Raw genomic sequence first — 26,979 nt, forward strand, 5'->3', positions numbered from 1 at the left:
GGATTTCGTTACCGTTTCCCCTTACCAGACCGATCTTATTTAGTTACAAAACCCTGAACTAACCATTTTTTAACACCTTGATTCCTGCGTTAATGACAGTACAATCCGGCGGTTTTGGGACGTTTTGCGCAATTGCTTGCTGGAAAGGGTAAAAATGAAAAAAAGCGTAATAGTTGGACTGGCTGGAATGCTGTTCGTGTCTGCGACCGTGAATGCGATGAGTATCAGCGGTCAGGCGGGGGAAGATTACACCAATCTCGGTGTTGGATTTGGTACGGAGTCCAGCGGCCTGGCGCTGAGCGGTAACTGGATGCACAACGATGACGACGGCGACGCCGCAGGTCTGGGTCTGGGGTTAAATATTCCTCTTGGACCCATGCTGGCAACGGTCGGCGGCAAAGGCATTTATACCAATCCCAAGGATGGTGAAGAAGGTTACGCGGCGGCGGTCGGCGGCGGGCTGCAGTGGCCGATTGGCGACAGCTTCCGTCTGTTTGGCGAGTACTATTACTCACCGGACTCGCTGTCCAGCGGTATTGACAGCTACGAAGAAGCTAACGCTGGCGCACGCTGGACCCTTCTGCGTCCGCTGAGCATTGAAGCGGGCTATCGCTATCTGAATCTGGCGGGCAAAGACGGCAACCGCGACAACGCAATTGCTGACGGTCCGTATGTTGGGGTTAACGCCAGCTTCTAATCGCTTCGGCGCGGCGTCCTGCCGCGCCTGTTTTTTTCTCCTCCTCCTTCTTCATGCGTTATAGTGTTTGCATCATAAAAGCAGGAGAACACGATGTTACACGTGGAGATGCTATCCACCGGGGATGAAGTGTTGCATGGGCAAATTGTCGACACTAACGCCGCCTGGCTGGCCGATTTTTTCTTTAATCAGGGATTACCCTTAACGCGTCGCAACACGGTGGGCGACAATCTTGACGACCTGGTCGCCGTTTTGCGCGAGCGCAGCCAGCACGCAGATGTTCTGATCGTCAATGGTGGGCTGGGTCCCACCAGCGATGATCTGAGCGCCCTGGCGGCGGCGACGGCAAAGGGGGAGGGGCTGGTGTTACATGAACCCTGGCTTGCTGAAATGGCGCGTTTTTTCCGCGAGCGCGGTCGGGCGATGGCGCCCAGCAACCGCAAACAGGCGGAGCTGCCGGCCAGCGCCGAGTTTATCAACAATCCGGTCGGGACCGCCTGTGGCTTTGCGGTTCAGTTGAATCGCTGCCTGATGTTTTTCACGCCGGGCGTGCCGTCTGAATTTAAGGTGATGATTGAGCACGAGATCCTGCCGCGCCTGCGTGAACGCTTCGCGCTGAGCGAAGCACCGCTGTGTCTGCGTCTGACGACCTTCGGACGTTCGGAAAGCGATCTTGCCCAAAGCCTCGACTCGCTGACGCTGCCGGAAGGTGTGACGCTGGGGTACCGTTCGTCAATGCCGATCATCGAGCTGAAGCTCACTGGCCCATACGCCCAGCGTGAAGCGATGCAAACCCTGTGGCAGGAGGTGAAGCGCGTTGCCGGACAAAGCCTGATCTTTGAAGGCACGGAAGGCCTGCCTGCGCAAATTGCCCGTGAACTGCAGAAAAGACAGCTTAGCCTGACGCTCAGCGAGCAGTACACCGCAGGGCTGGTGGCATTGCAACTTTCAAGGGCGGGCGCGCCGCTTCTGGCTAGTGAAGTGGTGCCTTCTCAGGAAGAAACGCTGGCGCAAACCGCGCACTGGACGAATGAGCGTCGCGGTAACCATTATGCCGGTCTGGCGCTGGCGGTATCCGGCCTGGAAAACGAGCATCTTAATTTTGCCCTGGCCACGCCAGACGGCACCTGGGCGCTACGGGTTCATTTTAGCGTCACACGGCATAGCCTACAGGTGCGTCAGGAAGTCTGCGCGATGATGGCGCTGAATATGCTGCGCCGCTGGCTTAACCATCAGGAGATCGCGACAGAGCACGGCTGGATTGAGGTGGTCGAGTCGTTTACGCTCTGATTGCGCTGACTCGCTTGTAAAAAGTATCCGGCACACTGCCCGGTTGCGTTACGGCATACCGGGCCTGGGCGATAGCGCTTTTTAAGATGCCCACCGTGGCGTCAGTCGCCATCCGGCAATAAGCCGTCATGCTTGTCCAACCTGCTGTACTCCCGCCGAAAAAATCCGTGCGTTTATTCACATTTTTCCTCATTTTTTTTCCATTCTGCTGGAAGTGAGGCGCGATTTGATGTGCTTCACAAATTTCCCCCTGCGTACCGATCACACTGATTCCAGTATCTCAGACTGGAGTCCAGTATGTTGGAATCAAGTAAAGTGCCGGCGCTTACCCGCGCCATCGACATCCTTAATCTGATCGCGAGGATTGGCCCGTGCAGCGCGGCGACGATCATTGAGACGCTGGGCATTCCCAAGAGCACCGCGTATCTGCTGCTCAACGAACTGAAGCGCCAGCGGTTTATCAGCGTCGACCATCAGGAGAATTTTTGCCTGTGGACCAAACTGGTGGAGCTTTCCGGGCATGCGCTTAGCAAAATGGATCTGCGTGAACTGGCACGCCCGCGCCTGACACAGTTGATGGATGAAACCGGCATGCTCTGCCATTTGGGGATCATCGATCATGAGAGTGCTTACTACATCCTGAAAGTGGAATCTTCCTCCACCATCAGCGTTCGCTCCCACGAAGGTAAAAGCCTTTCGCTCTATCGTTCCGGTATCGGCAAATGTCTGCTGGCCTGGCAACCGGCGCCGGTGCGCAAAGCCATAATTGCGCAACTGGTATGGGAAAAGGCGACGCCGACGACCATTACCGACCCGCAACAGCTTAGCGACGAACTGGAGCGCATCCGCCAGCGCGGATGGAGCTTTGACAACGGTGAAGATTACCCGGACGTGCGTTGCGTCGCCGCGCCAGTTTTTAATGCCAACAATGAACCCGCCGCCGCCATTTCGGTGGTCGGCACCCGATTACAAATCAACGATGAGAACCGTGATTATCTGGCCGGGAAGGCGATTGCCTGCGCGAAGGATATTTCACGCCTTCTGGGATGGAAAAGTCCCTTCGATTCACTCGCATCATAAATGGAGAACATCATGACCCTACCTAAAATTAAACATGTTCGCGCCTGGTTTACCGGCGGCGCTACGGCTGAAAAAGGCGCTGGCGGCGGTGACTATCACGATCAGGGGGCCAATCACTGGATTGACGATCACATCGCTACGCCGATGAGTAAATATCGCGAGTACGAACAGTCGCGTCAGTCTTTCGGGATCAACGTACTGGGCACGCTGATTGTGGAAGTCGAAGCCGATAACGGCCAGACGGGCTTTGCCGTCTCCACGGCGGGCGAGATGGGCTGTTTTATCGTTGAAAAGCATCTCAATCGGTTTATCGAAGGGAAATGTGTCAGCGACATCAAACTGATACACGATCAAATGCTTAGCGCGACCATGTACTATTCCGGTTCCGGCGGTCTGGTCATGAACACGATTTCCTGCGTCGATCTGGCGTTGTGGGATCTGTTCGGTAAAGTCGTTGGCCTGCCGGTTTACAAACTGCTTGGCGGCGCAGTGCGGGACGAAATTCAGTTCTATGCCACTGGCGCCCGTCCGGATCTGGCGAAAGGGATGGGCTTTATCGGCGGGAAAATGCCGACCCACTGGGGGCCGCATGACGGCGATGCGGGGATCCGTAAAGACGCGGCAATGGTCGCCGATATGCGCGAGAAATGCGGCCCGGACTTCTGGCTGATGCTCGACTGCTGGATGAGCCAGGACGTGAACTATGCCACCAAACTGGCCCACGCCTGTGCGCCTTACAATCTGAAATGGATTGAAGAGTGTCTGCCGCCGCAGCAGTACGAAGGCTACTGCGAACTGAAGCGCAACGCGCCGGCGGGGATGATGGTCACCAGCGGTGAGCATCACGGCACCCTCCAGTCTTTCCGCACCTTGTCGGAAACCGGCATCGACATTATGCAGCCGGATGTGGGCTGGTGCGGCGGCCTGACCACGCTGGTCGAGATCGCCGCTATCGCCAAAGCGCGCGGACAGCTGGTGGTGCCACACGGTTCCTCGGTCTATTCGCATCACGCGGTCATTACCTTCACGAATACGCCATTCAGCGAATTCCTGATGACCAGCCCGGACTGTTCAACGATGCGCCCGCAGTTTGACCCGATCCTGCTCGATGAGCCGGTGCCGGTGAACGGACGCATTCATAAATCTGTACTGGATAAGCCTGGATTTGGCGTCGAGCTTAACCGCGACTGCAACCTGAAACGCCCTTATAGCCACTAATGACCTGTGCGTTGCCGTTCATCCGGCAACGCCCTCCCTGTTGAGGATCTTGCTATGAGTACCACTTTGCTTGACCGCGTCGTAAAGAAAAACCGCGCGCGTTTGATCCCGTTCATGCTCACGCTGTACGTACTGGCGTTTCTGGATCGTTCGAATATTGGCTTCGCCAAAGAGACCTATCAAATTGATACCGGGCTAAGCAATGAAGCCTATGCGCTGGGGGCGGGGATTTTCTTCGTGGTCTACGCCTTTCTCGGGGTGCCTGCCAACCTGCTGATGCGCAAACTGGGGGCGAGAACCTGGATCGGCACCACCACGCTGCTGTGGGGCTTTCTCTCCGCGGCGATGGCGTGGGCGGATACAGAGGCGAAATTCCTGATTATTCGTACCCTGCTGGGGGCGGCGGAAGCCGGTTTCTTCCCCGGCATGATCTATCTGACCTCGCAGTGGTTCCCGCAGCGCACCCGCGCAAGCATTATGGGGCTGTTCTATATGGGCGCGCCGCTGGCGCTGACGCTGGGGTCGCCGCTTTCCGGCGCGCTGCTGGAAATGCACGGCTTCATGGGGCATCCGGGATGGTTCTGGATGTTCGTTATCGAAGGTTTATTGGCGGTTGGCGCAGGCGTGTTCACGTTTTTCTGGCTGGACGACACGCCGCAACAGGCACGTTTCCTGAGCGCAGAAGAAAAGGCCGCGCTGATAAGCCAACTGGCGAGCGAAGAAGAGAAGAAAGTCACGTCAAAACTCACCGATGCCCTGCGTAACGGACGCGTCTGGCAACTGGCGATTATTTACCTGACGATCCAGGTGGCGGTGTACGGGCTGATCTTCTTTCTGCCGACGCAGGTGGCGGCGTTGTTGGGCACCAAAGTGGGGTTCACCGCGTCGGTGGTCACCGCCATTCCGTGGGTCGCCGCGCTGTTTGGCACCTGGCTCATCCCGCGCTATTCCGACCGCACCGGCGATCGCCGAAACGTCGCCGCGCTGACGCTGTTAGCGGCTGGCATTGGTATTGGGCTTTCCGGGCTGGTTTCTCCGGTGCTGGCGATACTGGCGCTTTGCGTCGCGGCGGTGGGCTTTATTGCGGTACAACCGGTGTTCTGGACCATGCCGACGCAGCTGCTTTCGGGTACGGCGCTGGCGGCGGGGATCGGCTTTGTTAACCTGTTTGGCGCGGTAGGGGGATTTATCGCGCCGATCCTGCGCGTGAAGGCGGAAACGATGTTCGCCAGCGACGCGGCGGGTCTGCTGACTCTGGCCGGGGTCGCCATCATTGGCGCGTTAATCATCTTCACTCTGAGCGTGAACCGTGCCGCGTCGCAACCGGGTGCTGCGCATCAATAATTTTATCCACGTTGTAAGGATCATTATGAACGCATTGTTAGCAAACCCTTTTAAGGAAGGTTTACAAAAAGGGGAAGTGCAAATTGGGCTGTGGCTGAGTTCAACCACGTCTTATATGGCGGAAATTGCCGCGACCTCCGGTTATGACTGGCTGCTGATCGACGGTGAACACGCACCGAATACGGTGCAGGATCTGTATCATCAATTACAGGCTATCGCGCCGTATGCCAGCCAGCCGGTGATCCGGCCGGTTGAGGGAAGCAAAGCGCTGATTAAACAGGTGCTGGATATCGGTGCGCAAACGCTGCTAATCCCGATGGTCGATACCGCCAAACAGGCGCGTCAGGTGGTTGCCGCCACCCGTTACCCACCGCTTGGCGAGCGCGGCGTCGGCGCCAGCGTCGCGCGGGCGGCACGCTGGGGACGTATCGACAACTACATGGCGCAGGCCAACGAATCGCTGTGCCTGCTGGTACAGGTCGAAAGCAAAACGGCGCTCGACAATCTCGACGCTATTCTCGACGTGGACGGCATTGACGGCGTGTTTATTGGCCCGGCGGATCTCTCTGCGTCGCTGGGTTATCCGGATAACGCCGGACACCCGGACGTGCAGCGCATCATTCAGGAAAGCATTGCTCGCATACGCGCCGCCGGTAAAGCGGCAGGGTTCCTCGCGGTTGACCCGGCCATGGCGAAAAAATGCCTGCAGTGGGGGGCTAACTTCGTCGCCGTGGGCGTCGATACCATGCTTTATACCGAGGCGCTGGATCGCCGACTGGCGATGTTTAAAGCTGTCGGTTCAGCGACCCCGGTAAAAAGTAGCTACTGAGTAAACGTGCCGGATGGCGACGCTTCGCTTATCCGGCCTGCTTATGGCATCAGTGGTGGCTGGCTATGACCTCATCAACAGAGATACCGGTGATGGTCAGCACCAAATCACGTTCGATCCCTTTCTCGATCATCATTCGCGCAATGCGCAGCGCCTCTTCTCTGGTGCCTGTTCGCTTACCTTCGTGTAATCCTTGTTCAAGCCCTTGCTGAAGGCCTTTTTGCAGCCCCTCCTGCAATCCATGACGGTGGCCTTCCTGCCGCAGTCGTTCTGCAATCGTCATCAGTCTCTCCTTATGATGGGGGGAACGTTCGGCGACCTCGCGGATAAACTCGCTAAAGCGCGTCGCATCGCCGTACTGCACCAGATAATTAAACAGCGTTTGCAGCTGGCTGTCATTAGCAATACCGGTAACTAACAGCGTCACCAGCCGGTCAACCAGACCCATCAGATCGCGATCCCGGATATGCTTTTGCATAAGCTCAAGCAGAGCAACGCGCTGGTGTTGCATGATTTCATCGTCAGGCACCACCGTTATGTCCACCAGCGGAAAGGCCTCCGTATAGAGCTGCCGCGCCAGCTGCGGATTATCAAATTCGTCCAGCCAGTTTAGCGACCAGGGATACGGACTTTGCACGCCGTGGTAAAACAGCATCGGGATCACCAGCGGCAGCGTTTTATGCCCGGCATCCAGATGATGTTGCATGGCGGCGGTGGCATAGCGCATGAGCCGAAAGGCCATATGCGGCACGGCAGTGCTCTGATGTTCAATGACGCAATAGATATAGCCTTCGCCTTCTTTTGTTTTCAGCGACCACACGACGTCAGAATAATATGCGCGGAGATCCTGTTCGATAAACGTGGTGGCTTCCAGCCTGAGCGTTGTTAAATCGCACATTTCGCGCAATGGCGCGGGAAGGTGGATAGTGAGAAAGTCCCGTGCCACTTCAGGACTGGAAATCAGCTTTTTAAACACCGCATCGTGCGGAGTGGATGTGGTTGAATGCGTCATGGTAGTCCGTCACCTTAACATTGTGTTGTCGTGACGTTACAGGCTGATGGCGCGGGTTGCATTAGTTGAATACAGGCTTTGCGCGGCGGGACGAGGGAAAGTTGCTTGCGGTTGCAACGTATACAGTTTTATGGAAAGAATCACGCAAAAATGCCGGATGCAATCCGGCATGGATGTGGTGTTCAGGCTCTGCGTTTTGCGCCGTCAGGTAAGTGCGTTAACCGAGCGCCTGCGCTAACAGCGTTATCGGATGTTCGCAGCGTTTGCTGGTGGACATCTCAATTTGCCATTTGCAGGTTTCGCAGTCGGTGACCACCAGATCGGCGCCGCTCTCTTCAATCTGCTTAAACAGCGGCGCGCCAATGGACTGCGAGGTGGGGTAGTTCTCTTTCTTAAAGCCATAGGTTCCGGCGATTCCGCAGCACTGAGAGTCCAGCACCGTTAGCTCCAGACCCGGTATCCGGCGCAGCAGTTCAAGGGTATACAGCGTCCAGCCCATTTTTTCCATGTGGCACGGCGTGTGATAAACCACTTTCAGCGGCAGCGTTTTCAACGGCAACGTTTTGCCTTCATCAAGCCTGCGCCACAGCCAGCGGGTCGCCAGTTCGATGTGCTCTCGCAGACCGCGGTTGTCGACATCCAGCACTTCCGGATACTCGTCGCGCAGGGCGAAGGTACAGGTGGAGGAGGTGGCGATAACGGGGATGCCTTTTACCGCAATCGCTTCGCGCAGCGATTCGACGTTCGTCACCGCCTGCTTACGCGCTTTGTCGGTGAAACCGTTGGCGATAAGCGGTACCCCGCAACACTTCTCTTTGCTCAACAACTGGACGCCGGTGCCCATGGCGTTCAGCACCTTAATTAAGTCCTTTCCGAGTTGCGGATGGTTGTAATTGACAAAACAACCATGAAAGAAGGCGACCTGATCCTTATACTGCGCCTGCTGCTGCGCCACGCTGCGATACCAGCGACGGAAGGTGCCAAACGAGTATTTGGGCAGGGTGCGACGATGGTCGATTTTTAGCGCGTAATCAAGCAACTGGCGCACCGGTTTTAGCGATGTTGCGGTATTCACCACCGGGGCGAACGGCGTGGAGACGCTTCCCATCAGATCCGTATGGCTGAGGATGAAATTGCGTAGCGACGGGCGCGAAGTGTCATATTTTGCCCGCGCGCGCTGAATGATATCGCCAATCTTCACATCAGACGGACACGCCACTTCGCAGCGCTTGCAGTTAATGCAATATTTCAGCGCCTCATCGTATAGCGCACCGTCTTTCAGACGCAGACGCTCGCCGTCGGGTCCGGCCTGTTTGGGGCCGGGATAGCCGGGATTGACGCGGCTGACCGGACAGGCGGTGGTGCACACTGTGCACTTGATGCAACTTTCAAAACGGGTATCGCTCATTGCTCACCTCCTGCACGTTTTGCGATCTCATGGGCGGCGTGTAAGGCGGTGACGGCGCAGACGCCGCCGCCGCATCCCTGGGTTATCGGGTCGAATCCGCCGAGCACCGAACCAATGGCATACAGGTTTTCTACCGTTTGCCCGGCCAGCGATGGACGTAACGCTGCGTCGGTGGTGACGCCAAACTGCTGCCAGGGTTGGGCGTCAAAGAAATCTTGTCGGTACCACCCGGCACGGTTGGCCGTTTGCTGAACATCCAGTCCAAGAATCGGTTCGCGAATGCCCTGACGGTCAGCCACCAGCCCACTGCTGAAGAAGCTGCCGCTGGCCAGTACCGCGAAGCGCGGACGGAGTGGAATATCAGCATGATTGCGGGTCCAGATTTCGCTCACCGCGCCGTTTTTGCAGGTCACTTTCTTCACTTCATCGCCTGGCATCCAGATCCCGCCCTGACGTACGAACTGGCGCTGAAGCTGATTATGCAGACGAATGCCCAGCACAGACGGCGGCAGAGTCGGCAGTAGCGTCAGCGGACACGGCAGGCGCGCGTTGAGCCAGCGCCATAGGCGCTCATCCGCGAGGCCAAAGCAGGCGGGCATCATCACCATCTCGCAGCTTTTCGCCACGGGTAACAGCGCGTCGAACAGCAGCGGCCATTTGTCTTCGTTGTCAAGAAAACGCGCAATGTTCACCGCGCGAAACTCCGTGGCGTTGTCGCGTAGCACGTCCAGTTCGGGCAGGTCGATCTCCGCCGTGTCAACCGTCAAACCGGCCTGCTGCAGAGAGGCGGCGGCAAGATGCGCCTGAAAATCGAGCAGACCGGTGATGCCGACTACGCACAAGTGTTTTGCGGTAAGCGGCCAGACCGGAATTTCCGGCGCGCAAAGCCAGGTTGTCCGCAGCGTGCCCAGCGGGGTGACGCGCTGATGCGATTGCCTTACGTCGCCCTGCATCTGCGCGCCGGATGCCTGCAGCACTGCCTGTGCTTGCTGTGCAAGCTGTAGCACATGTTCTGTTCCCAGTTGTGAATAAGGGTGGGCAGGCGCCTGTTTTTGCAGTGCGTCCAGACCGGCAGCGATATCCGTTACCGGTTGTCCATCCGGTAATGCGCTGAGCAGATCCAGCGAACCGGAGGAGAAGTGCAGCGCGCTCTGCCCGCGGGTGACGATCGCACAGCGCTGGCCATGTTTTTGCAACTGCAAACCGCAGAGGAGTCCGGCCAGACCGCCGCCCATAATGACTGTATCAAATCTCATCGCGCGGCTCCTTTTCCAGACCACATAAGCCCTGGTATACCCAGCGGGTGAATTCGCTTTCGCGCAGCGCGTCGCCCCAGGCGATAGGCTGCACGCCTTTCCAGCGTTCATTTAAGAAATCAGAGAGTTGGCTGATGGATTGTGTGGCGGTGGTGATATTAAAACGTTGCAGCAATCCGGCGGCACGGCAGGCGCACAGTTCACCCTGGCAGGTGCCCATGCCTACGCGGGTACGGCGGCGCAGGTCAAGCAGGCTGTTCACGTTTAAATTTTCCACCGCGTACTGGACTTCGCCAGCGGTGACGGCTTCACATTCGCAAACCACGCTGCGATGCTGACGTCCCTGGCTTAACCACGCCGGCGTGCGATCGCCGTGGCGATAAACGGCGGAGCCGCGCAACGGCGCGGGCAGGGAGATCACGCGCTTAAGGGTGGTTTCTGTCGGTTCGTGCGAACCAGGCAGCGGCGTGTCGGCGGTCATGCAGGGGCGAGTATTACCCAGTTTGCGACAGACCGCATCGGTGGCCCACTCCGCCATCAGGCGGTAGGTCATCAGTTTGCCGCCGGTAATGGTGATAAATCCGTCCAGACCATCGCGTTCCGCATGGTCGAACAGCACAATACCGCGGCTGACGTTGCGTCCGCTCGGATCGTCGTCGCTGGCGACCAGCGGCCTTACTCCGGAGTATGCGCGCAGGATACGGGTCTTCGCCATCACGGGCGCCAGTTTTTCCCCTTCACGCAGCAGAATATCCACTTCCTCGGCGGTGACGCGGTTGCTGTCGATATCGTTGTAATCAATGTGGGTTGAGGTGGTGCCAATGAGTGAAATGGTGTCGCCCGGCACCAGAATATCGGCATCGGACGGCTTACGGCAGCGGTTTATCACATGTTGATTAATACGGTGATCCAGAATCAGCAGCGATCCTTTCGCCGGGAACATGCGGATGCTCAGGTCGGCGTATTCCGCGATTCGTTGCCCCCAGATCCCGGCAGCATTGACCACCACTGGCGCATGCAGCGTCTGCGTTTCGCCAGTCAGCGCATTGCGTACATGCACGCCGCTGACCGTTGCCCCTTCGCGGATCAGGCCGGTCACTTCATGAGCGGTCAGAATAACTGCGCCATGCTCCTTCGCATCAAGCATATTCGCCGCCGTGAGGCGGAACGGATCGACCGTGCCGTCAGGGACTTTTACCGCGCCAGTCAGCTGTGGATTGACTGAAGGTTCAATTATGCGCGCCTGCTGCGGATCGATCGCCTCTGCGCGGATCCCGGCCTCTTCGCAGGCGCGAATAAACGTGGCCTGGAATGCGAGGTCGTCTTCGGGCAGGGTAATAAACAGACCGTCCGTCGGTTCAACGCAGTGACGGGCGATACGTTTTAAAATCTGGTTTTCGCTGATGCACTCGCGGGCGGACTCTGCGTCAGTGACCGCATAGCGCGCGCCGCTGTGCAGCAGACCATGGTTGCGCCCGGTCGCGCCGGTGGCGATGTCGTGGCGTTCAACTAACATAACGCGCAGGCCGCGTAGCGCGCAGTCACGGGCAATACCGGCCCCCGTGGCGCCTCCACCAATGATAATCACGTCAGCAGTTTGCGAGTCGCGAGTTTTCATTGTTTTCCCTCACAGTTCGTTTTTTATCATTTAGCCACATAAAACGCATGGTTTGTTTGATTTCGCGCATATTCGCTCATGATTCGAAAATGAAACGTGATTTCGTGCGCCTTTCTGAACATTTGTCATAAAACTGTAACAATATGTGCTGTAATTCACATTAACCGCATGTATCTTTACTTAACATCGCGGCCACACTGGAAGCAGCGGGGTTGTTTGTACGAACTGCGGTGTTGACCACTTATAAAGAGACGGGCCACGGAGGCTACATTATGTTGAGTATTTTTAAACCAGCCGCGCATAAAGCGCGCTTGCCGCAAGCGGAGATTGATCCGACCTATCGTCGGCTCCGTTGGCAGATTTTCCTGGGGATATTCTTTGGCTATGCCGCGTATTACCTGGTGCGCAAGAACTTCGCGCTGGCCATGCCGTATCTGGTGGAGCAAGGGTTTTCGCGCGGCGATCTCGGTTTTGCGCTGTCAGGGATTTCCATCGCTTACGGATTTTCGAAATTCATCATGGGGTCGGTTTCCGACCGCTCGAATCCGCGCGTTTTCCTTCCCGCCGGTCTGATTCTCGCGGCGGCGGTTATGCTGTTCATGGGCTTTGTGCCGTGGGCGACATCGAGCATTGCCATTATGTTTGTCCTGTTGTTCCTGTGTGGCTGGTTCCAGGGGATGGGGTGGCCGCCGTGTGGTCGTACTATGGTACACTGGTGGTCGCAGAAAGAGCGCGGCGGTATCGTGTCGGTATGGAACTGCGCGCATAACGTCGGCGGCGGGATCCCTCCACTGCTGTTCCTGCTTGGTATGGCATGGTTTAACGACTGGAAAGCCGCGCTGTATATGCCTGCGTTTGGCGCAATCATCGTTGCGCTCTTTGCTTTCGCCATGATGCGCGACACGCCGCAGTCCTGCGGCCTGCCGCCGATCGAAGAGTACAAAAACGATTATCCGGACGACTACAACGAAAAAGCGGAAGAAGAGCTGACCGCGAAGCAGATTTTCATGCAGTACGTGTTGCCGAACAAACTGCTGTGGTACATCGCTATCGCTAACGTCTTTGTTTATCTGCTGCGCTACGGCATCCTCGACTGGTCGCCGACCTATCTGAAGGAAGTGAAGCATTTTGCGCTGGATAAATCGTCCTGGGCTTATTTCTTGTATGAATATGCAGGCATTCCGGGCACCCTGTTGTGCGGTTGGATGTCGGATAAAGTGTTCCGCGGCAACCGTGGCGCCACTGGCGTATTCTTTATGACCCTGGTGACCATTGCGACCATCGTCTACTGGATGAACCCGGCGGGCAACCCGACTGTCGACATGATTTGCATGATCGTCATCGGCTTCCTGATTTACGGTCCGGTTATGTTGATTGGCCTGCATGCGCTGGAACTGGCGCCGAAAAAAGCGGCAGGGACTGCGGCAGGCTTTACCGGTCTGTTTGGCTACCTCGGCGGTTCTGTGGCGGCGAGCGCGATAGTGGGTTACACCGTTGACTTCTTCGGCTGGGACGGCGGCTTCATGGTGATGATTGGCGGCAGCATTCTGGCGGTGATCCTGCTGGTTATCGTCATGTTCGGCGAGAAACGCCATCACCAGGAGATGATGCTGAAACGCAACGGAGGCTAATGTAATGAAAACGACGTTTAAGAACCTGAGCCTGGCGCTGATGATGAGCGGGATGGTGCTGGGAAGCAGCGCGCTGGCTGCCAGCGATAACGACAAAGTGGTGATTGCGCACCGCGGCGCAAGCGGCTATCTGCCGGAGCATACACTGCCTGCGAAGGCGATGGCCTACGCCCAGGGAGCGGATTACCTGGAGCAGGATCTGGTGATGACGAAGGACGACCGGCTGGTCGTCCTCCATGACCACTATCTTGATCGCGTCACTGATGTCGCTGAGCGCTTCCCGGATCGCGCGCGGAAAGACGGACGCTATTACGCTATCGACTTCACCCTTGAGGAGATCAAATCCCTGAAGTTTACCGAAGGGTTCGACCTGGAAAACGGCAAGAAGGTGCAAACCTATCCGGGCCGTTTCCCGATGGGAAAATCGGATTTCCGCGTGCATACTTTTGAAGAAGAGATTGAGTTTGTGCAGGGGCTGAATCACTCTACCGGCAAAAACATCGGCATCTATCCGGAAATTAAAGCGCCGTGGTTCCACCATCAGGAAGGAAAGGACATTGCGGCAACCACGCTGGACGTGCTGAAAAAGTACGGCTACAGCGACAAGCAGGATAAGGTTTATCTGCAAAGTTTTGACGTCGCGGAACTCAAGCGCATCAAAAACGAGCTGGAGCCAAAGATGGGGATGGATCTCAACCTGGTGCAGCTCATTGCGTATACCGACTGGAATGAGACTCAGGAAAAACAGCCGGACGGAAAATGGGTGAACTACAGCTATGACTGGATGTTCAAGCCCGGGGCGATGAAGCAGATTGCCGAATACGCCGATGGCATTGGCCCTGACTATCATATGCTGATTGATGAGACGTCGAAAAAAGACAACATCATCCTGACCGACATGGTGAAAGACGCGCACCAGAATAAGATGACGGTTCATCCTTATACGGTACGCGCGGATCAACTGCCGGAATACGCCGCGAATGTCGACCAGCTTTATGACATTCTTTACAACCAGGCGGGTGTTGACGGGCTGTTTACTGATTTCCCCGATAAAGCGGTAGTGTTCCTGCGTAAAGAGTAAACCGCGCCGTATCAACCTTACCACTGCACCCAAAAGCGGTTTTTCGCGCACCCGGGTGCAGTTTTTATTTTTACCCTCCTGGCCGCGCAGCCGAGCGTGAAGTCCGCAACCGAACATCACCTTCTCAAGTATTTCTTATGTAAGCGATCTATATTTCCTGTCTAAATCGTTTTCCACGTGACTATAACGGATGGTGAAAGATGGCGCAGGACGTTCTACAGTCAACCTTTTATGACTGGTGGGCCACGGAAGGGGATTGGGTGGAAGAACCTAACTCCCGACGCAAAGGCATGAGCGGAGTACAGTGTATTGAGCGGGACGGAACCCGGCTGTACGTGAAGCGGATGACGCAACATCTATTTTACTCGCTGCGTTATCCGTGGGGGCGCCCGACGATTGTGCGTGAAATCGCGGTGATCAAAGAACTGGCGCGAGCTGGCGTTATCGTACCGAAAATCGTATATGGCGACGCGATGAAAGTTAACGGCGAGTGGCGCGCGTTACTTGTTACTGAGGACATGAGCGGCTTTGTCAGCATTGCCGACTGGTATCACCAGCACGCGCTAACGCCCTATCCTGATGATCTGCGGCAGGACATGCTCAAAGCCGTGGCGCTGGCCTTCAAAAAGATGCATGCCGTGAACCGTCAGCACGGTTGTTGCTATATGCGTCACATCTACGTAAAAACGGAAGGTGAAGTGGAAGCGGATTTCTCGATCTGGAAAAAAGCCATCGCCGCTTTCGTCGGCGTAAAGCCGCGCAGCACGACTTTTCCCAGTTAGAGAAAAACCTGCACCCGATTCCGCAAGCGGACTGGGAGGCGGTTAAAGCGTATTATGCCGCGTTGTAATACGCGTTACATCTCAATCTCAATATCGCCTTTTGCCCTGCAACAGCAGGGTAAAATTTCGTCAGGCTGCACAAAGGCCAGCGGTTCGGTGAGCCAGTCAACCTGACCGGCGACCAGACGGATGCGACACGAGCCGCAGTAGCCTTCGCGGCACTGATATTCCACTTCCACGTTGTGCGATTCGAGCGCGGCGAGCAGGGAAGGGTGCTCATCCTGGCACAGCAGCTGTGTGCCAGTAATGCGCAGCGTAACGCGTCCCATCAGAGCTGGAAATTGCTCAGATCGTCGGTATCGACTTCAGAGTCGATCTGACCGACCAGGTAAGAACTGACTTCCACTTCCTGCGGCGCGACCTGCACGTTGTCCGATACCAGCCAGGTGTTGATCCACGGGATCGGGTTGGAGCGCGTCTGGAAGGGGAGATCAAGGCCAACCGCCTGCATGCGGATGTTGGTGATATATTCCACGTACTGGCAAAGAATGTCTTTGTTCAGACCGATCATTGAGCCGTCGCGGAACAGATAATCTGCCCACTCTTTTTCCTGCTGCGCCGCCTGGACAAACAGGTCATAGCACTCTTGCTTGCACTCTTCGGCAATCTCCGCCATTTCCGGATCGTCGCTGCCGGAACGCAGCAGGTTCAGCATGTGCTGAGTGCCGGTCAGGTGCAGCGCTTCGTCGCGGGCAATCAGGCGAATGATTTTGGCGTTGCCTTCCATCAGTTCGCGCTCGGCGAAGGCGAACGAGCAGGCAAAGCTGACGTAGAAGCGAATGGCTTCCAGCGCGTTAACGCTCATCAGGCACAGGTACAGCTTTTTCTTCAGTTCACGCAGGTTCACGGTGACGGTTTTGCCATTTACCGTGTGCGTGCCTTCGCCCAGCAGATGCCAGTAGCTGGTCATCTCAATCAGTTCGTCATAATAGCTGGCGATGCCTTCAGCGCGTTTCTGAATTTGCTCGTTGGTCACGATATCATCAAACACCACCGCCGGATCGTTGACGATATTACGAATGATATGGGTGTATGAGCGGGAGTGAATTGTTTCTGAAAACGCCCAGGTTTCGACCCAGGTCTCCAGCTCCGGAATGGAGATCAGCGGCAGCAGCGCCACGTTCGGGCTGCGTCCCTGAATGGAATCCAGTAGCGTCTGATACTTCAGATTGCTGATAAAAATATGTTTTTCATGCTCCGGCAGCGCCTGGTAATCGATGCGGTCGCGGGAAACGTCCACTTCTTCCGGACGCCAGAAGAAGGAGAGCTGTTTTTCAATCAGCTTTTCGAAGATGTCATATTTTTGCTGATCGTAACGCGCAACGTTCACCGGCTGGCCGAAAAACATCGGTTCCAGCAACTGGTCATTTTTCGTCTGTGAAAAAGTGGTGTATGCCATTGAAGTGAGTCCTTTGTGGGATGAGCGCCGGATAGGGGCAAGCACCGTATCCGGCCTACAAACCGTGCAATCGTAGGCCGGGTAAGCGTAGCGCCACCCGGCATCTTTCATCAGATCTTACATGCGCCGCTTTCGCAGCCATCGTCCTGAATGGATGGCACCAGATCGTCCTGGGCATCTTCCGCACCATCGCGGGTGTTCTGATAATACAGCGTCTTGACGCCGAATTTATAGGCGGTGAGCAGGTCTTTCAGCAACTGCTGCATCGGCACTTTTCCTGACGGGAAGCGTGTCGGGTCATAGTTGGTGTTAGCCGAAATCGACTGATCGATAAATTTCTGCATGATGCCAACTAACTGCAGATACCCATCGTTACCCGGCATTTCCCACAGCAGTTCGTAGGCCTTGCCCAGATGCTCATAGTCCGGTACCACCTGACGCAGAATGCCGTCCTTCGACGCTTTAATGCTGACGTAACCGCGCGGCGGCTCAATACCGTTGGTCGCGTTCGAGATCTGTGAAGAGGTCTCGGACGGCATCAGCGCAGAGAGCGTGGAGTTACGCAGGCCGTGGGTCTTGATGGATTCACGCAACGCTTCCCAGTCGTGATGCAGCGGCTCGTTGGCAATCGCGTCGAGGTCTTTCTTATAAGTATCGATCGGCAGAATGCCCTGCGCATAGGTGGTCTCGTTAAACCATGGGCAGGCGCCTTGCTCGATCGCCAGTTCGTTAGAGGCTTTCAGCAGATAGTACTGGATCGCTTCAAACGTTTTGTGCGTCAGGTTGTTGGCGCTGCCGTCGGAGTAGCGAACGCCGTGTTTCGCCAGATAGTAGGCGAAGTTAATGACGCCGATACCCAGCGTGCGGCGACCCATGGCGCCTCGTTTAGCTGCCGGGATAGGGTAGTCCTGGTAATCCAGCAGCGCGTCGAGGGCGCGAACCGCCAGCACCGCCAGCTCTTCCAGTTCGTCAAGGCTGTTGATCGCGCCGAGGTTAAACGCAGACAGCGTACACAGCGCGATTTCACCGTTTTCGTCGTTAACGTCCATCAGCGGCCTGGTCGGCAGGGCGATTTCCAGGCACAGGTTGGACTGACGTACCGGCGCGACCTGCGGGTCGAACGGGCTATGGGTGTTGCAATGGTCAACGTTCTGAATGTAGATACGGCCCGTGGACGCACGTTCCTGCATCATCAGAGAGAACAGATCTACCGCTTTCACGCGCTGTTTACGGATACTGTCGTCTTTTTCGTATTTGGTATACAGACGTTCGAACTCATCCTGATCGGCGAAGAACGCGTCATACAGGCCCGGGACGTCAGACGGGCTGAACAGGGTGATCTCTTCCCCTTTCAGCAGGCGGGTGTACATCAGTTTGTTGATCTGTACGCCATAGTCCATGTGACGCACGCGGTTGCCTTCCACGCCGCGGTTGTTTTTCAGCACCAGCAGGCTTTCGACTTCCAGATGCCACATCGGGTAGAACAAGGTTGCTGCGCCGCCGCGCACGCCGCCCTGCGAGCAGGATTTCACCGCCGTCTGGAAGTGTTTGTAGAACGGGATGCAGCCGGTGTGGAACGCTTCGCCGCCGCGAATCGGGCTGCCCAGCGCGCGGATGCGACCGGCGTTGATGCCGATACCGGCGCGCTGGGAGACGTATTTCACGATGGCGCTGGAGGTCGCGTTAATCGAGTCCAGGCTGTCGCCGCACTCGATCAGCACGCAAGAGCTGAACTGGCGCGTCGGGGTGCGCACGCCGGACATAATTGGCGTCGGCAGGGAAATCTTGAACGTAGAAACGGCATCGTAAAAACGCTTAACGTAATCGAGACGGGTTTCACGCGGATAGTTCGAGAACAGGCAGGCGGCCACCAGAATATACAGGAACTGGGCGCTCTCGTAGATCTCGCCGGTGACGCGGTTCTGCACCAGGTATTTGCCTTCCAGCTGTTTCACGGCAGCATAGGAGAAGGTCATATCGCGATCGTGCACGATGAACGAATCCATCTGCTTGAACTCTTCTTCCGTGTAGTCTTCCAGCAGATGATTGTCGTATTTGCCCATCTCAACCATTTTCACCACATGGTCGTACAGCGCGGGCGGCTCGAACTCGCCGTAGGCTTTTTTACGCAGATGGAAAATCGCCAGGCGAGCGGCCAGGTACTGGTAGTCCGGCGCGTCGCGGGAGATCAGATCGGCGGCGGCTTTGATGATCGTTTCATGGATATCGGATGTCTTGATACCGTCATAAAACTGGATGTGGGAGCGCAGTTCGACCTGAGAAATCGAGACGTTGTTCAGTCCTTCTGCCGCCCAATCCAGAACCCGATGGATTTTGTCGAGATTGATGCGCTCTGTACTACCATCACGCTTTGTCACCAGCAGACTCTGATTCATGTGGTTTTTACCTGTCCGTGAAAGAAAAAATATCCCCCGCATTATCCACAGCGCCACCTTGTGACTAACTCTGTGGATAAATACTATATGTAGGGGGTGGGTGTTAAAGTAAACGCTATATGGTGAGTATTCTAGTAGGGAATCTTTTCAGTACAAGAGTTGATTTTAAGGTTAAATTGAGGTTGCAAAAGGGTAAGAAAGGCTAAGTACGCGTCTTATAAGGCCTGGCGGGGATGTCAATAATTCATAAAAAAAATAGATAATTTGATCGAGTGCTGATTTCTTCAACGAAGGTGAAGAAAGTTCTTATGACCTGGCACAATTTTTTCGGATTTTTATTTTTTCCGCAGGCCGGACAGGACGCCGTAGCGTCTCATCCGGCGACGGGATTACTCAGCTTTAGCCGTGGTATGCACCATGTAGTTGACGTCAACGCCCGGGCCCAGCTTGAAGCTGTTGGTGAGCGGGTTATAGTGCAGGCCGGTGATATGGCGTTCTTTCAGGGCCGTCTCGTCCACCCAGCCTAACAGCTCGGCGGGCTTGATAAATTTTTTCACATCATGCGTACCCTTGGGCACCATTCGCAGAATGTATTCTGCGCCGACGACCGCCATCAGCCAGGACTTACCGTTACGGTTAATCGTCGAGAAAAAGACTTCGCCGCCGGGTTTGACTAACTGTGCGCAGGCGCGAACCACCGACTGCGGATCCGGGACATGCTCCAGCATCTCCATGCAGGTCACCACATCATACTGTCCGGCATGCTTCGCCGCGTGTTCCTCCACGGTTTCCTGCACGTAATCGACGTGAATACCGCTTTCCAGCGCATGCAGTTTTGCCACCTGCAGCGGCTCGAAGCCCATATCCAGCCCGGTAACGCTGGCGCCTTCGCGGGCCATACTTTCAGCCAGAATGCCGCCGCCGCAGCCGACGTCGAGCACCTTTTTCCCAAACAGCCCCCCGGAACGCTCCGCGATGTAACCGAGGCGCAGCGGGTTAATGCGGTGCAGCGGCTTAAATTCGCCTTCCAGATCCCACCAGCGCGACGCGACTGCTTCAAATTTGGCAATTTCTTCGTGGTCAACGTTCTGGTTTACCGGCTGTTTTTCGGCATTCATCGGGGCTATTACTCCTTATTTGGCATGACGAATGAGTATATCAGGCATTCACGCTGAATAAAGCGCAGATCCCGGTCATACAGCAGGTCGCCGCCAGCTTAAGTATTTAGGGGATAGGTTTACCTCAATCAGCGCGGTTGTGTTATAATTTGCGACCTTTGAATCCGGGATACAGTAGAGGGATAGCGGTTAGATGAGCGACCTTGCGAGAGAAATTACACCGGTCAACATTGAGGAGGAGCTGAAAAGCTCTTATCTGGATTACGCGATGTCGGTCATTGTTGGCCGTGCGCTGCCGGATGTCCGAGATGGCCTGAAGCCGGTACACCGTCGCGTACTTTACGCCATGAACGTATTGGGCAATGACTGGAATAAAGCCTATAAAAAATCTGCCCGTGTCGTTGGTGACGTAATCGGTAAATACCATCCTCACGGCGATTCCGCGGTGTATGACACCATTGTTCGTATGGCGCAGCCGTTTTCGCTGCGCTATATGCTGGTGGATGGTCAGGGTAACTTCGGTTCTATCGACGGCGACTCTGCTGCGGCGATGCGTTATACGGAAATCCGTCTGGCGAAGATTGCCCATGAACTGATGGCCGATCTGGAAAAAGAGACGGTAGATTTCGTTGATAACTATGACGGCACGGAGAAAATCCCTGACGTTATGCCAACGAAGATCCCGAACCTGCTGGTAAACGGTTCGTCCGGTATCGCGGTAGGTATGGCGACCAACATCCCGCCGCACAACCTGACGGAAGTGATCAACGGTTGCCTGGCCTATATCGACGATGAAGACATCAGCATTGAAGGGCTGATGGAACACATCCCGGGTCCGGACTTCCCGACTGCGGCGATCATTAATGGTCGTCGCGGCATTGAAGAAGCCTACCGTACCGGTCGCGGCAAAGTGTACATTCGCGCGCGCGCCGAAGTGGAAGCGGACGCGAAAACCGGTCGCGAAACCATTATCGTTCATGAAATCCCGTACCAGGTGAACAAAGCGCGCCTGATCGAGAAAATCGCTGAGCTGGTAAAAGATAAGCGCGTTGAAGGCATCAGCGCACTGCGTGACGAGTCCGATAAAGACGGTATGCGCATTGTGATTGAAGTGAAACGCGATGCGGTTGGGGAAGTGGTTCTGAACAACCTCTATTCCCAGACGCAGCTGCAGGTCTCCTTCGGTATTAACATGGTGGCGTTGCACCACGGCCAGCCGAAGATCATGAACCTGAAAGATATCATTTCCGCGTTCGTGCGCCATCGCCGTGAAGTGGTGACTCGCCGTACCATTTTCGAACTGCGTAAAGCCCGCGATCGCGCGCATATCCTTGAAGCGTTGGCGATTGCGCTGGCGAACATCGATCCGATCATTGAACTGATCCGCCGCGCGCCGACCCCGGCAGAAGCGAAAGCCGCGCTGATCGCGCGTCCGTGGGATCTGGGCAACGTGGCGGCGATGCTGGAGCGTGCGGGCGATGACGCTGCGCGTCCGGAATGGCTGGAACCGGAATTCGGTGTGCGTGATGGTCAGTACTATCTGACTGAACAGCAGGCGCAGGCGATTCTGGATCTGCGCTTACAGAAGCTGACCGGTCTTGAGCATGAAAAACTGCTCGATGAGTACAAAGAGCTGCTGGAGCAGATCGCTGAACTGCTGCATATTCTGGGCAGCGCCGATCGTCTGATGGAAGTGATCCGCGAGGAGCTGGAGCTGATCCGCGATCAGTTCGGCGATGCGCGTCGCACCGAAATCACCGCCAACAGCGCGGACATCAACATCGAAGACCTGATCAACCAGGAAGACGTTGTGGTGACTCTGTCGCACCAGGGTTACGTGAAGTATCAGCCGTTGACCGACTACGAAGCCCAGCGCCGTGGCGGAAAAGGCAAATCAGCGGCACGCATTAAAGAAGAAGACTTTATCGACCGCCTGCTGGTGGCCAACACCCACGACACCATCCTCTGCTTCTCCAGCCGTGGACGCCTGTACTGGATGAAAGTTTACCAGTTGCCGGAAGCGAGTCGCGGCGCGCGTGGTCGTCCGATCGTTAACCTGCTGCCGTTAGAAGCTGATGAACGTATCACCGCTATCCTGCCGGTACGCGAGTACGAAGAGGGCGTGAACGTCTTTATGGCGACCGCCAGCGGTACGGTGAAGAAAACCGCGCTGACCGAGTTCAGCCGCCCGCGTTCCGCCGGTATCATTGCGGTGAACCTGAACGAGGGCGACGAGCTGATTGGCGTCGATCTCACCTCTGGCTCCGATGAAGTCATGCTGTTCTCTGCCGCCGGTAAAGTGGTGCGCTTTAAAGAGGATGCCGTCCGTGCGATGGGCCGTACCGCGACCGGCGTGCGCGGCATCAAGCTGGCGGGCGAAGACAAGGTGGTTTCGCTGATTATTCCTCGTGGCGAAGGCGCGATCCTGACCGTGACGCAAAACGGTTACGGTAAGCGTACCGCGGCGGACGAATATCCGACCAAGTCACGTGCGACGCAGGGTGTTATCTCTATCAAAGTGACCGAGCGTAACGGTTCCGTTGTTGGCGCGGTGCAGGTAGACGATTGTGACCAGATCATGATGATTACCGATGCCGGTACGCTGGTGCGTACCCGCGTGTCGGAAATCAGCGTGGTGGGTCGTAACACCCAGGGCGTGATCCTCATCCGTACTGCGGAAGATGAAAACGTCGTGGGCCTGCAGCGTGTTGCTGAACCGGTGGATGACGAAGAGCTGGATTCTATCGACGGCAGCGTCGCGGAAGGGGATGATGACATCGCTCCGGAAGCGGAAACCGACGACGATGCGGCGGATGACGCAGACGAGTAATTGACTCACCGCTGAGTGCGAAGGGCCGGATATTCTCCGGCCCTTTTTATTTAGTTCATCCTTTCCACGATCATGGCAATTCCCTGCCCGCCGCCAATACACAGCGTCGCCAGTCCCAGCGTTTTATCTCTCGCTGAAAGCGCGTGCAGTAACGTCACCAGGATACGTGCGCCGCTGGCGCCGATAGGATGGCCCAGCGCAATCGCGCCGCCGTTGACGTTGACTTTTTGCGGATCAAACTCCAGCGTTTTACCGACCGCTAAAAATTGCGCGGCAAAGGCTTCATTCGCTTCAATCAAGTCAATATCTGACAGCGCTAGTCCACATTGCTGTAACGCTTTTTGGGTGGCGGGAACGGGGCCCATCCCCATTAACGCGGGGGCGACGCCGCCGCTGGCATAGGCTTTGATCCGCGCCAGCGGCTTAAGCCCCGCCGCCAGCGCCGCCGATTCGTCCATGACGATAAGCGCCGCCGCGCCGTCGTTGATCCCAGAAGCATTACCGGCCGTTACCGTACCCGCCTTGTCGAAGGCGGGACGCAGCCCGGCCAGACCTTCCGCCGTACAGTCCGCTTTAGGAAATTCGTCGCGTTCCACCACCGCCGTTTTCTTCCGCGACGTGACGCTAACAGGGACGATTTCAGCCTCGAACGCGCCGGCGTTAATCGCGGCAACCGCCTTCTGCTGAGAGAACAGCGCCAGTTCGTCCTGCATTTCGCGGCTGATGCCATATTCGCGGGCCATGTTTTCCGCCGTAATTCCCATGTGATAGCCGTGCGTGGCGCAAAGTAAGCCATCGCGCAGGATCACGTCAGAAAGCTGGCCGTCGCCGAGGCGATAACCCCAGCGGGCCTTTGTATCCAGGAGATACGGTGCCTGGCTCATGTTTTCCATTCCCCCAGCGATAATCGCCTGAGCCTGCCCGGCCTGAATCGCCTGAGCAGCAAGCGCGACGCTCTTAAGGCCTGAGCCGCAAACCTTGTTGACGGTAAAGCCGCAAACCGTTTCATTTAGCCCCGCTTTAAGCAGCGCCTGACGGGCCGGGTTTTGCCCGAGACCAGCCTGCAACACGTTCCCCATAATCACTTCATCCACGCGAGTAGGATCAAGCTGTGCGCGTTCCAGGGCTGCTTTAATGACTGTCGCCCCCAGTTCGATTGCGCTGGTAGTGGCCAGCGCGCCATTGAAGCTGCCGATAGCGGTACGTGCTGCGCTGACGATGACACAATTTTTCATCTTCTGTTCCTTAAACGTGAGGGTTGCCGTCAGAACAACGTCAAACCAATAACAAAAATGATTCCGGAGAACAGCAGGGCGGTGATGCAGTAACCCATGATGTCGCGGACCCCAAGCCCGGCGATAGCCAGAGCGGGCAGCGCCCAGAACGGTTGCGCCATGTTCATCCACTGCTCGCCATAGGCGATAGCCATGACCGATTTACCGAGGTCGGCTCCCAGTGCTTGTGCGGCGGGTATGACAAACGGACCCTGGATCACCCAGTGACCGCCCCCTGACGGCACCGCGAAGTTGATCAGTGCAGAGCTAAAAAAGGTCATGATCGGGAACGTGTCTTTGTTGGCGACGTTGATGAAAAACTCAGTGATCAATCCACCGAGTCCGGAGTGTTCCATCATCAACTGGATCCCCGCATAAAACGGGAACTGCACCAGAATCCCGGCGGTGCTGCGCGCTGCGGCGCTAATGGCGCGCATGTAGGCCATCGGTGTTTTATGCAGTAGCAGACCGGCAATCATAAACATGAGATTGACGGTGTTAATGGTGATGTTGAACCCTTTCTCGGCAAAGTAGATCCCAAGATAGGCGATACCCAGCGCACCGATGATCAGCGCCAGAATCCGGCTCTCTTCCAGCTTTTCTGACGGTGGCGCATCTGCCGGCAGGGTCTTCTGGAAATCAGGTTCTTCCATCAGCAGTTTTGGGTCAACGCTGACCACATCAGAGGGTTTCGGCGTCATCATGCGAGTAATAAAAGGCATGACCACAATGAGACCAAGCGTAATGAAGATGTTGAAGCCGGTGAACAAGGTGTCGCTGACCGGGATTAACCCGGCAATATGTTCGACCGGATTGCCTGGTGTCGCCGCCAGCAGGGGCATCGAACCGGAGAAACCGCCTCCCCAGGTCAGAAACCCAATATAGGCGCAGGCGATCAGCAGCGGATAGTCAGAGCCGGGTACGCGACGGGCCACTTCCCTGGCAAACATGGCGCCTACCACCAGGCCGAAGCCCCAGTTGATCACGCAGGCGACAGAGCCAAAAAAGGTCACCAGCATAACGCCCTGAGCGGGCGTTTTAGCCGCGGACGCGGCGGTCCTCAGCAGCTTTTTCACCGGACCCGAGCTGGCCAGCGCGTGGCCTGTGACGATAATCAGCGCCATCTGCATGCCGAACGCCAGCAGATTCCAGAAACCGTCACCCCAAAAGCGCACCATGGCGACCGGCGTTTGCGGCGTAAGCCACAGCGCGATGCCGAACGTTAACAGTGTCAGCAGCATGGCAAAAATAAGCGGATCGGGAAGCCAGCGACTGACGAAGCGCGTCATAAAACGCGAGATACGGCCAATCATGCATCACCTCGCTGGATCAACAAGTCGGCGGCCACGTCAAAGTGCGCTTCGGTTTTCGATCTCAGCGTTTGCAGGTCGCAGTCTTCAGCGATTTCACACAACCACATTTTGCCATCGGTAAAACGGAATACCGCCAGTTCGGTGACCAGCATATGTACCGCATGTTGGGCGGTAAGCGGCATCGTGCAGTGGCGGAGAATTTTCGCCGATCCGTCTTTCGCGCAGTGTTCCATCGCAATAATGACTTTACGCGCGCCAGTGACCAGGTCCATCGCGCCTCCCATGCCGGGCACCATTTTGCCCGGCACCACCCAGTTCGCGAGGTTGGCCTGCTCGTCAACCTGAAGGCCGCCAAGCACGCAGGCATCCACATGCCCGCCGCGAATTAGCGCGAATGACATTGCGCTGTCGAACATCGCCGCCCCGGGTAAAATTCCGCAAGGTTGGCCTCCGGCATTCACCAGATCCGGATGCGCGGTTGTCACCGGTCCGAGTCCGAGAAATCCATTTTCCGATTGCAGGGTGATATGAATATCTGCAGGCAAGTAATTGGCGACCATCGTTGGCAGGCCTATACCTAAGTTCACAATGTCGCCATCACGAAGTTCGTGCGCCACACGGCGCGCAATACGTTGTTTCGCATCCATTATTTGCTCTCCTGTGGCATGACGATATAGTCAATGACGGCGCCGGGCGTAACGATGTGGTCCGGCAGCAGATCGCCTGTCGCAACCAGTTCGTCGGGTTCCACCAACGTGATGTCAGCGGCAAGGGCGATCAGCGGGTTAAAATTGCGGGCGCTGAGTTGATAGGTCAGGTTGCCAAGGGGATCGGCCCGATGCGCGCGTATCAGCGCTAAATCGGCGCGCAGTGGGCGCTCAAGCAGCCAGGTCTTACCGTCGAGCGTCAGGCTTTGTTTGCCCTCTTCGACAACCGTACCGACGCCGGTAGGGGTCAGGAATCCGCCGAGACCGGCACCGCCGCAGCGAATTTGTTCAATCAGGGTGCCTTGCGGGACCAACTGAACATCCATCTCTTTAGCAATCATTCGCCGTCCGGTTTCCGGGTTAGTGCCAATGTGCGAGGCAATGACTTTTTTCACCCGACCATTGACAATCAGAGGGCCGATACCGGTATCGACAAAAGCGGTATCGTTGGCGATAAGGGTCAAATCCCTGACGCCGGATTCCAGTAGGGTGTCGATAAGGCGAGGGGGCGTGCCAACCCCCATAAAACCGCCAACCATGATGGTCATGCCGTCACGAAAGAATTCGGCGGCGTCCTGTAAGGTAATCAGTTTTGTTTTCATTATGTTTCCCTTTTGCATACTCCATTTTGGGTAC

Annotated in this window: 22 protein-coding genes and 1 pseudogene; 10 read left to right on the top strand and 13 right to left on the bottom strand. The window is 56.3% G+C overall.

The window, feature by feature from the left end; all coding sequences use genetic code 11:
• The first annotated feature begins 154 nt into the window (after positions 1 to 154).
• The gene (locus HVX72_RS07010; RefSeq protein WP_042290635.1) at positions 155 to 697 is read left to right on the top strand and encodes a YfaZ family protein; all 543 of its coding nucleotides are present in this window, start codon (positions 155 to 157) and stop codon (positions 695 to 697) included.
• 93 nt (positions 698 to 790) lie between these two features.
• Positions 791 to 1,987 carry a nicotinamide mononucleotide deamidase-related protein YfaY gene (locus HVX72_RS07015; RefSeq protein WP_181822839.1) on the top strand — a complete coding sequence of 399 codons (1,197 nt, stop codon included), beginning with the start codon at positions 791 to 793 and terminating at the stop codon, positions 1,985 to 1,987.
• On the opposite strand, the gene HVX72_RS07020 is transcribed toward HVX72_RS07015, so the two are convergent.
• Positions 1,977 to 2,252 (bottom strand): hypothetical protein, encoded by a 276-nt coding sequence (locus HVX72_RS07020; RefSeq protein ID WP_181822840.1) that lies wholly within the window; start codon positions 2,250 to 2,252, stop codon positions 1,977 to 1,979. The two genes, HVX72_RS07015 and HVX72_RS07020, sit on opposite strands and share 11 nt — an antisense overlap.
• A 32-nt stretch (positions 2,253 to 2,284) precedes the next feature.
• Between HVX72_RS07020 and HVX72_RS07025 the strand changes: the two genes are divergently transcribed.
• Genes HVX72_RS07025 through yfaU form a run of 4 tightly spaced genes read left to right on the top strand, consistent with a single transcriptional unit; the run spans position 2,285 to position 6,458 of the window.
• Positions 2,285 to 3,067 (top strand): IclR family transcriptional regulator, encoded by a 783-nt coding sequence (locus tag HVX72_RS07025; protein WP_042290625.1) that lies wholly within the window; start codon positions 2,285 to 2,287, stop codon positions 3,065 to 3,067.
• A 12-nt stretch (positions 3,068 to 3,079) separates the two neighbouring features.
• Positions 3,080 to 4,285: an L-rhamnonate dehydratase gene (gene rhmD / locus HVX72_RS07030; protein WP_181822841.1), complete on the top strand. Its 1,206-nt coding sequence runs from the start codon at positions 3,080 to 3,082 to the stop codon at positions 4,283 to 4,285.
• Positions 4,286 to 4,339: 54 nt separating this feature from the next.
• The gene (locus HVX72_RS07035; RefSeq protein WP_042290623.1) at positions 4,340 to 5,629 is read left to right on the top strand and encodes an MFS transporter; all 1,290 of its coding nucleotides are present in this window, start codon (positions 4,340 to 4,342) and stop codon (positions 5,627 to 5,629) included.
• Between the two features lie 25 nt (positions 5,630 to 5,654).
• Positions 5,655 to 6,458 carry a 2-keto-3-deoxy-L-rhamnonate aldolase gene (gene yfaU / locus HVX72_RS07040; RefSeq protein ID WP_181822842.1) on the top strand — a complete coding sequence of 268 codons (804 nt, stop codon included), beginning with the start codon at positions 5,655 to 5,657 and terminating at the stop codon, positions 6,456 to 6,458.
• Between the two features lie 49 nt (positions 6,459 to 6,507).
• Here the strand turns inward: yfaU and HVX72_RS07045 are convergent, their stop codons facing one another.
• The 4 genes from HVX72_RS07045 to glpA form a co-directional block, all read right to left on the bottom strand.
• The gene (locus tag HVX72_RS07045) at positions 6,508 to 7,470 is read right to left on the bottom strand and encodes an Rpn family recombination-promoting nuclease/putative transposase (protein WP_181822843.1); all 963 of its coding nucleotides are present in this window, start codon (positions 7,468 to 7,470) and stop codon (positions 6,508 to 6,510) included.
• A 217-nt stretch (positions 7,471 to 7,687) separates the two neighbouring features.
• Entirely contained in the window at positions 7,688 to 8,878 is a 1,191-nt protein-coding gene (glpC, locus tag HVX72_RS07050; protein WP_181822844.1) for an anaerobic glycerol-3-phosphate dehydrogenase subunit GlpC, read from the bottom strand.
• Positions 8,875 to 10,134: a glycerol-3-phosphate dehydrogenase subunit GlpB gene (gene glpB / locus HVX72_RS07055; RefSeq protein ID WP_181822845.1), complete on the bottom strand. Its 1,260-nt coding sequence runs from the start codon at positions 10,132 to 10,134 to the stop codon at positions 8,875 to 8,877. Before glpB ends, glpC begins: the two co-directional genes overlap by 4 nt.
• Complete coding sequence (glpA, locus tag HVX72_RS07060; protein WP_181822846.1) at positions 10,124 to 11,752, bottom strand: anaerobic glycerol-3-phosphate dehydrogenase subunit A; 1,629 nt, start codon at positions 11,750 to 11,752, stop codon at positions 10,124 to 10,126. The genes glpB and glpA overlap by 11 nt, the downstream gene beginning before the upstream one ends.
• 272 nt (positions 11,753 to 12,024) lie before the next feature.
• On the opposite strand from glpA, the gene glpT reads away from it, so the two are divergent.
• From glpT to inaA, 3 genes and pseudogenes are all read left to right on the top strand, one after another.
• Positions 12,025 to 13,383 carry a glycerol-3-phosphate transporter gene (gene glpT, locus HVX72_RS07065; RefSeq protein WP_042290613.1) on the top strand — a complete coding sequence of 453 codons (1,359 nt, stop codon included), beginning with the start codon at positions 12,025 to 12,027 and terminating at the stop codon, positions 13,381 to 13,383.
• Between the two features lie 4 nt (positions 13,384 to 13,387).
• A complete protein-coding gene (gene glpQ, locus HVX72_RS07070) occupies positions 13,388 to 14,464 on the top strand; it encodes a glycerophosphodiester phosphodiesterase (protein WP_181822847.1) in 1,077 nt (358 codons plus the stop codon).
• 200 nt (positions 14,465 to 14,664) lie between these two features.
• A pseudogene (gene inaA / locus HVX72_RS07075) lies at positions 14,665 to 15,314 on the top strand (lipopolysaccharide kinase InaA).
• Positions 15,315 to 15,320: 6 nt separating this feature from the next.
• On the opposite strand, the gene yfaE reads toward inaA, so the two are convergent.
• The 4 genes from yfaE to ubiG form a co-directional block, all read right to left on the bottom strand.
• A complete protein-coding gene (yfaE, locus tag HVX72_RS07080) occupies positions 15,321 to 15,575 on the bottom strand; it encodes a class I ribonucleotide reductase maintenance protein YfaE (protein WP_042290605.1) in 255 nt (84 codons plus the stop codon).
• A complete protein-coding gene (gene nrdB / locus HVX72_RS07085) occupies positions 15,575 to 16,705 on the bottom strand; it encodes a class Ia ribonucleoside-diphosphate reductase subunit beta (protein WP_042290603.1) in 1,131 nt (376 codons plus the stop codon). Before nrdB ends, yfaE begins: the two co-directional genes overlap by 1 nt.
• 110 nt (positions 16,706 to 16,815) lie before the next feature.
• Entirely contained in the window at positions 16,816 to 19,101 is a 2,286-nt protein-coding gene (gene nrdA / locus HVX72_RS07090; RefSeq protein ID WP_181822848.1) for a class 1a ribonucleoside-diphosphate reductase subunit alpha, read from the bottom strand.
• Between the two features lie 389 nt (positions 19,102 to 19,490).
• The gene (ubiG, locus tag HVX72_RS07095) at positions 19,491 to 20,219 is read right to left on the bottom strand and encodes a bifunctional 2-polyprenyl-6-hydroxyphenol methylase/3-demethylubiquinol 3-O-methyltransferase UbiG (protein WP_042290598.1); all 729 of its coding nucleotides are present in this window, start codon (positions 20,217 to 20,219) and stop codon (positions 19,491 to 19,493) included.
• Between the two features lie 193 nt (positions 20,220 to 20,412).
• Here ubiG and gyrA point away from each other — a divergent pair, with 193 nt between their 5' ends.
• Positions 20,413 to 23,049, top strand: coding sequence for a DNA topoisomerase (ATP-hydrolyzing) subunit A (gyrA, locus tag HVX72_RS07100; RefSeq protein ID WP_042290596.1), 2,637 nt, complete (start codon positions 20,413 to 20,415; stop codon positions 23,047 to 23,049).
• Between the two features lie 50 nt (positions 23,050 to 23,099).
• On the opposite strand, the gene HVX72_RS07105 is transcribed toward gyrA, so the two are convergent.
• The 4 genes from HVX72_RS07105 to atoD are packed head-to-tail and all read right to left on the bottom strand — an operon-like array spanning position 23,100 to position 26,945.
• On the bottom strand, positions 23,100 to 24,284 hold the full coding sequence (locus tag HVX72_RS07105) for an acetyl-CoA C-acetyltransferase (RefSeq protein WP_181822849.1): 1,185 nt from the start codon (positions 24,282 to 24,284) through the stop codon (positions 23,100 to 23,102).
• Between the two features lie 29 nt (positions 24,285 to 24,313).
• Positions 24,314 to 25,636, bottom strand: coding sequence for a TIGR00366 family protein (locus HVX72_RS07110; protein ID WP_042290590.1), 1,323 nt, complete (start codon positions 25,634 to 25,636; stop codon positions 24,314 to 24,316).
• A complete protein-coding gene (locus HVX72_RS07115; protein ID WP_042290586.1) occupies positions 25,633 to 26,283 on the bottom strand; it encodes a 3-oxoacid CoA-transferase subunit B in 651 nt (216 codons plus the stop codon). Before HVX72_RS07115 ends, HVX72_RS07110 begins: the two co-directional genes overlap by 4 nt.
• Positions 26,283 to 26,945, bottom strand: a complete 663-nt coding sequence (gene atoD, locus HVX72_RS07120) for an acetate CoA-transferase subunit alpha (protein ID WP_181822850.1) — start codon at positions 26,943 to 26,945, stop codon at positions 26,283 to 26,285. The genes HVX72_RS07115 and atoD overlap by 1 nt, the downstream gene beginning before the upstream one ends.
• Positions 26,946 to 26,979 lie beyond the last annotated feature (34 nt).

This window comes from Citrobacter sp. RHB21-C05, from assembly GCF_013889015.1.
GTDB lineage: Bacteria > Pseudomonadota > Gammaproteobacteria > Enterobacterales > Enterobacteriaceae > Citrobacter_A > Citrobacter_A sedlakii.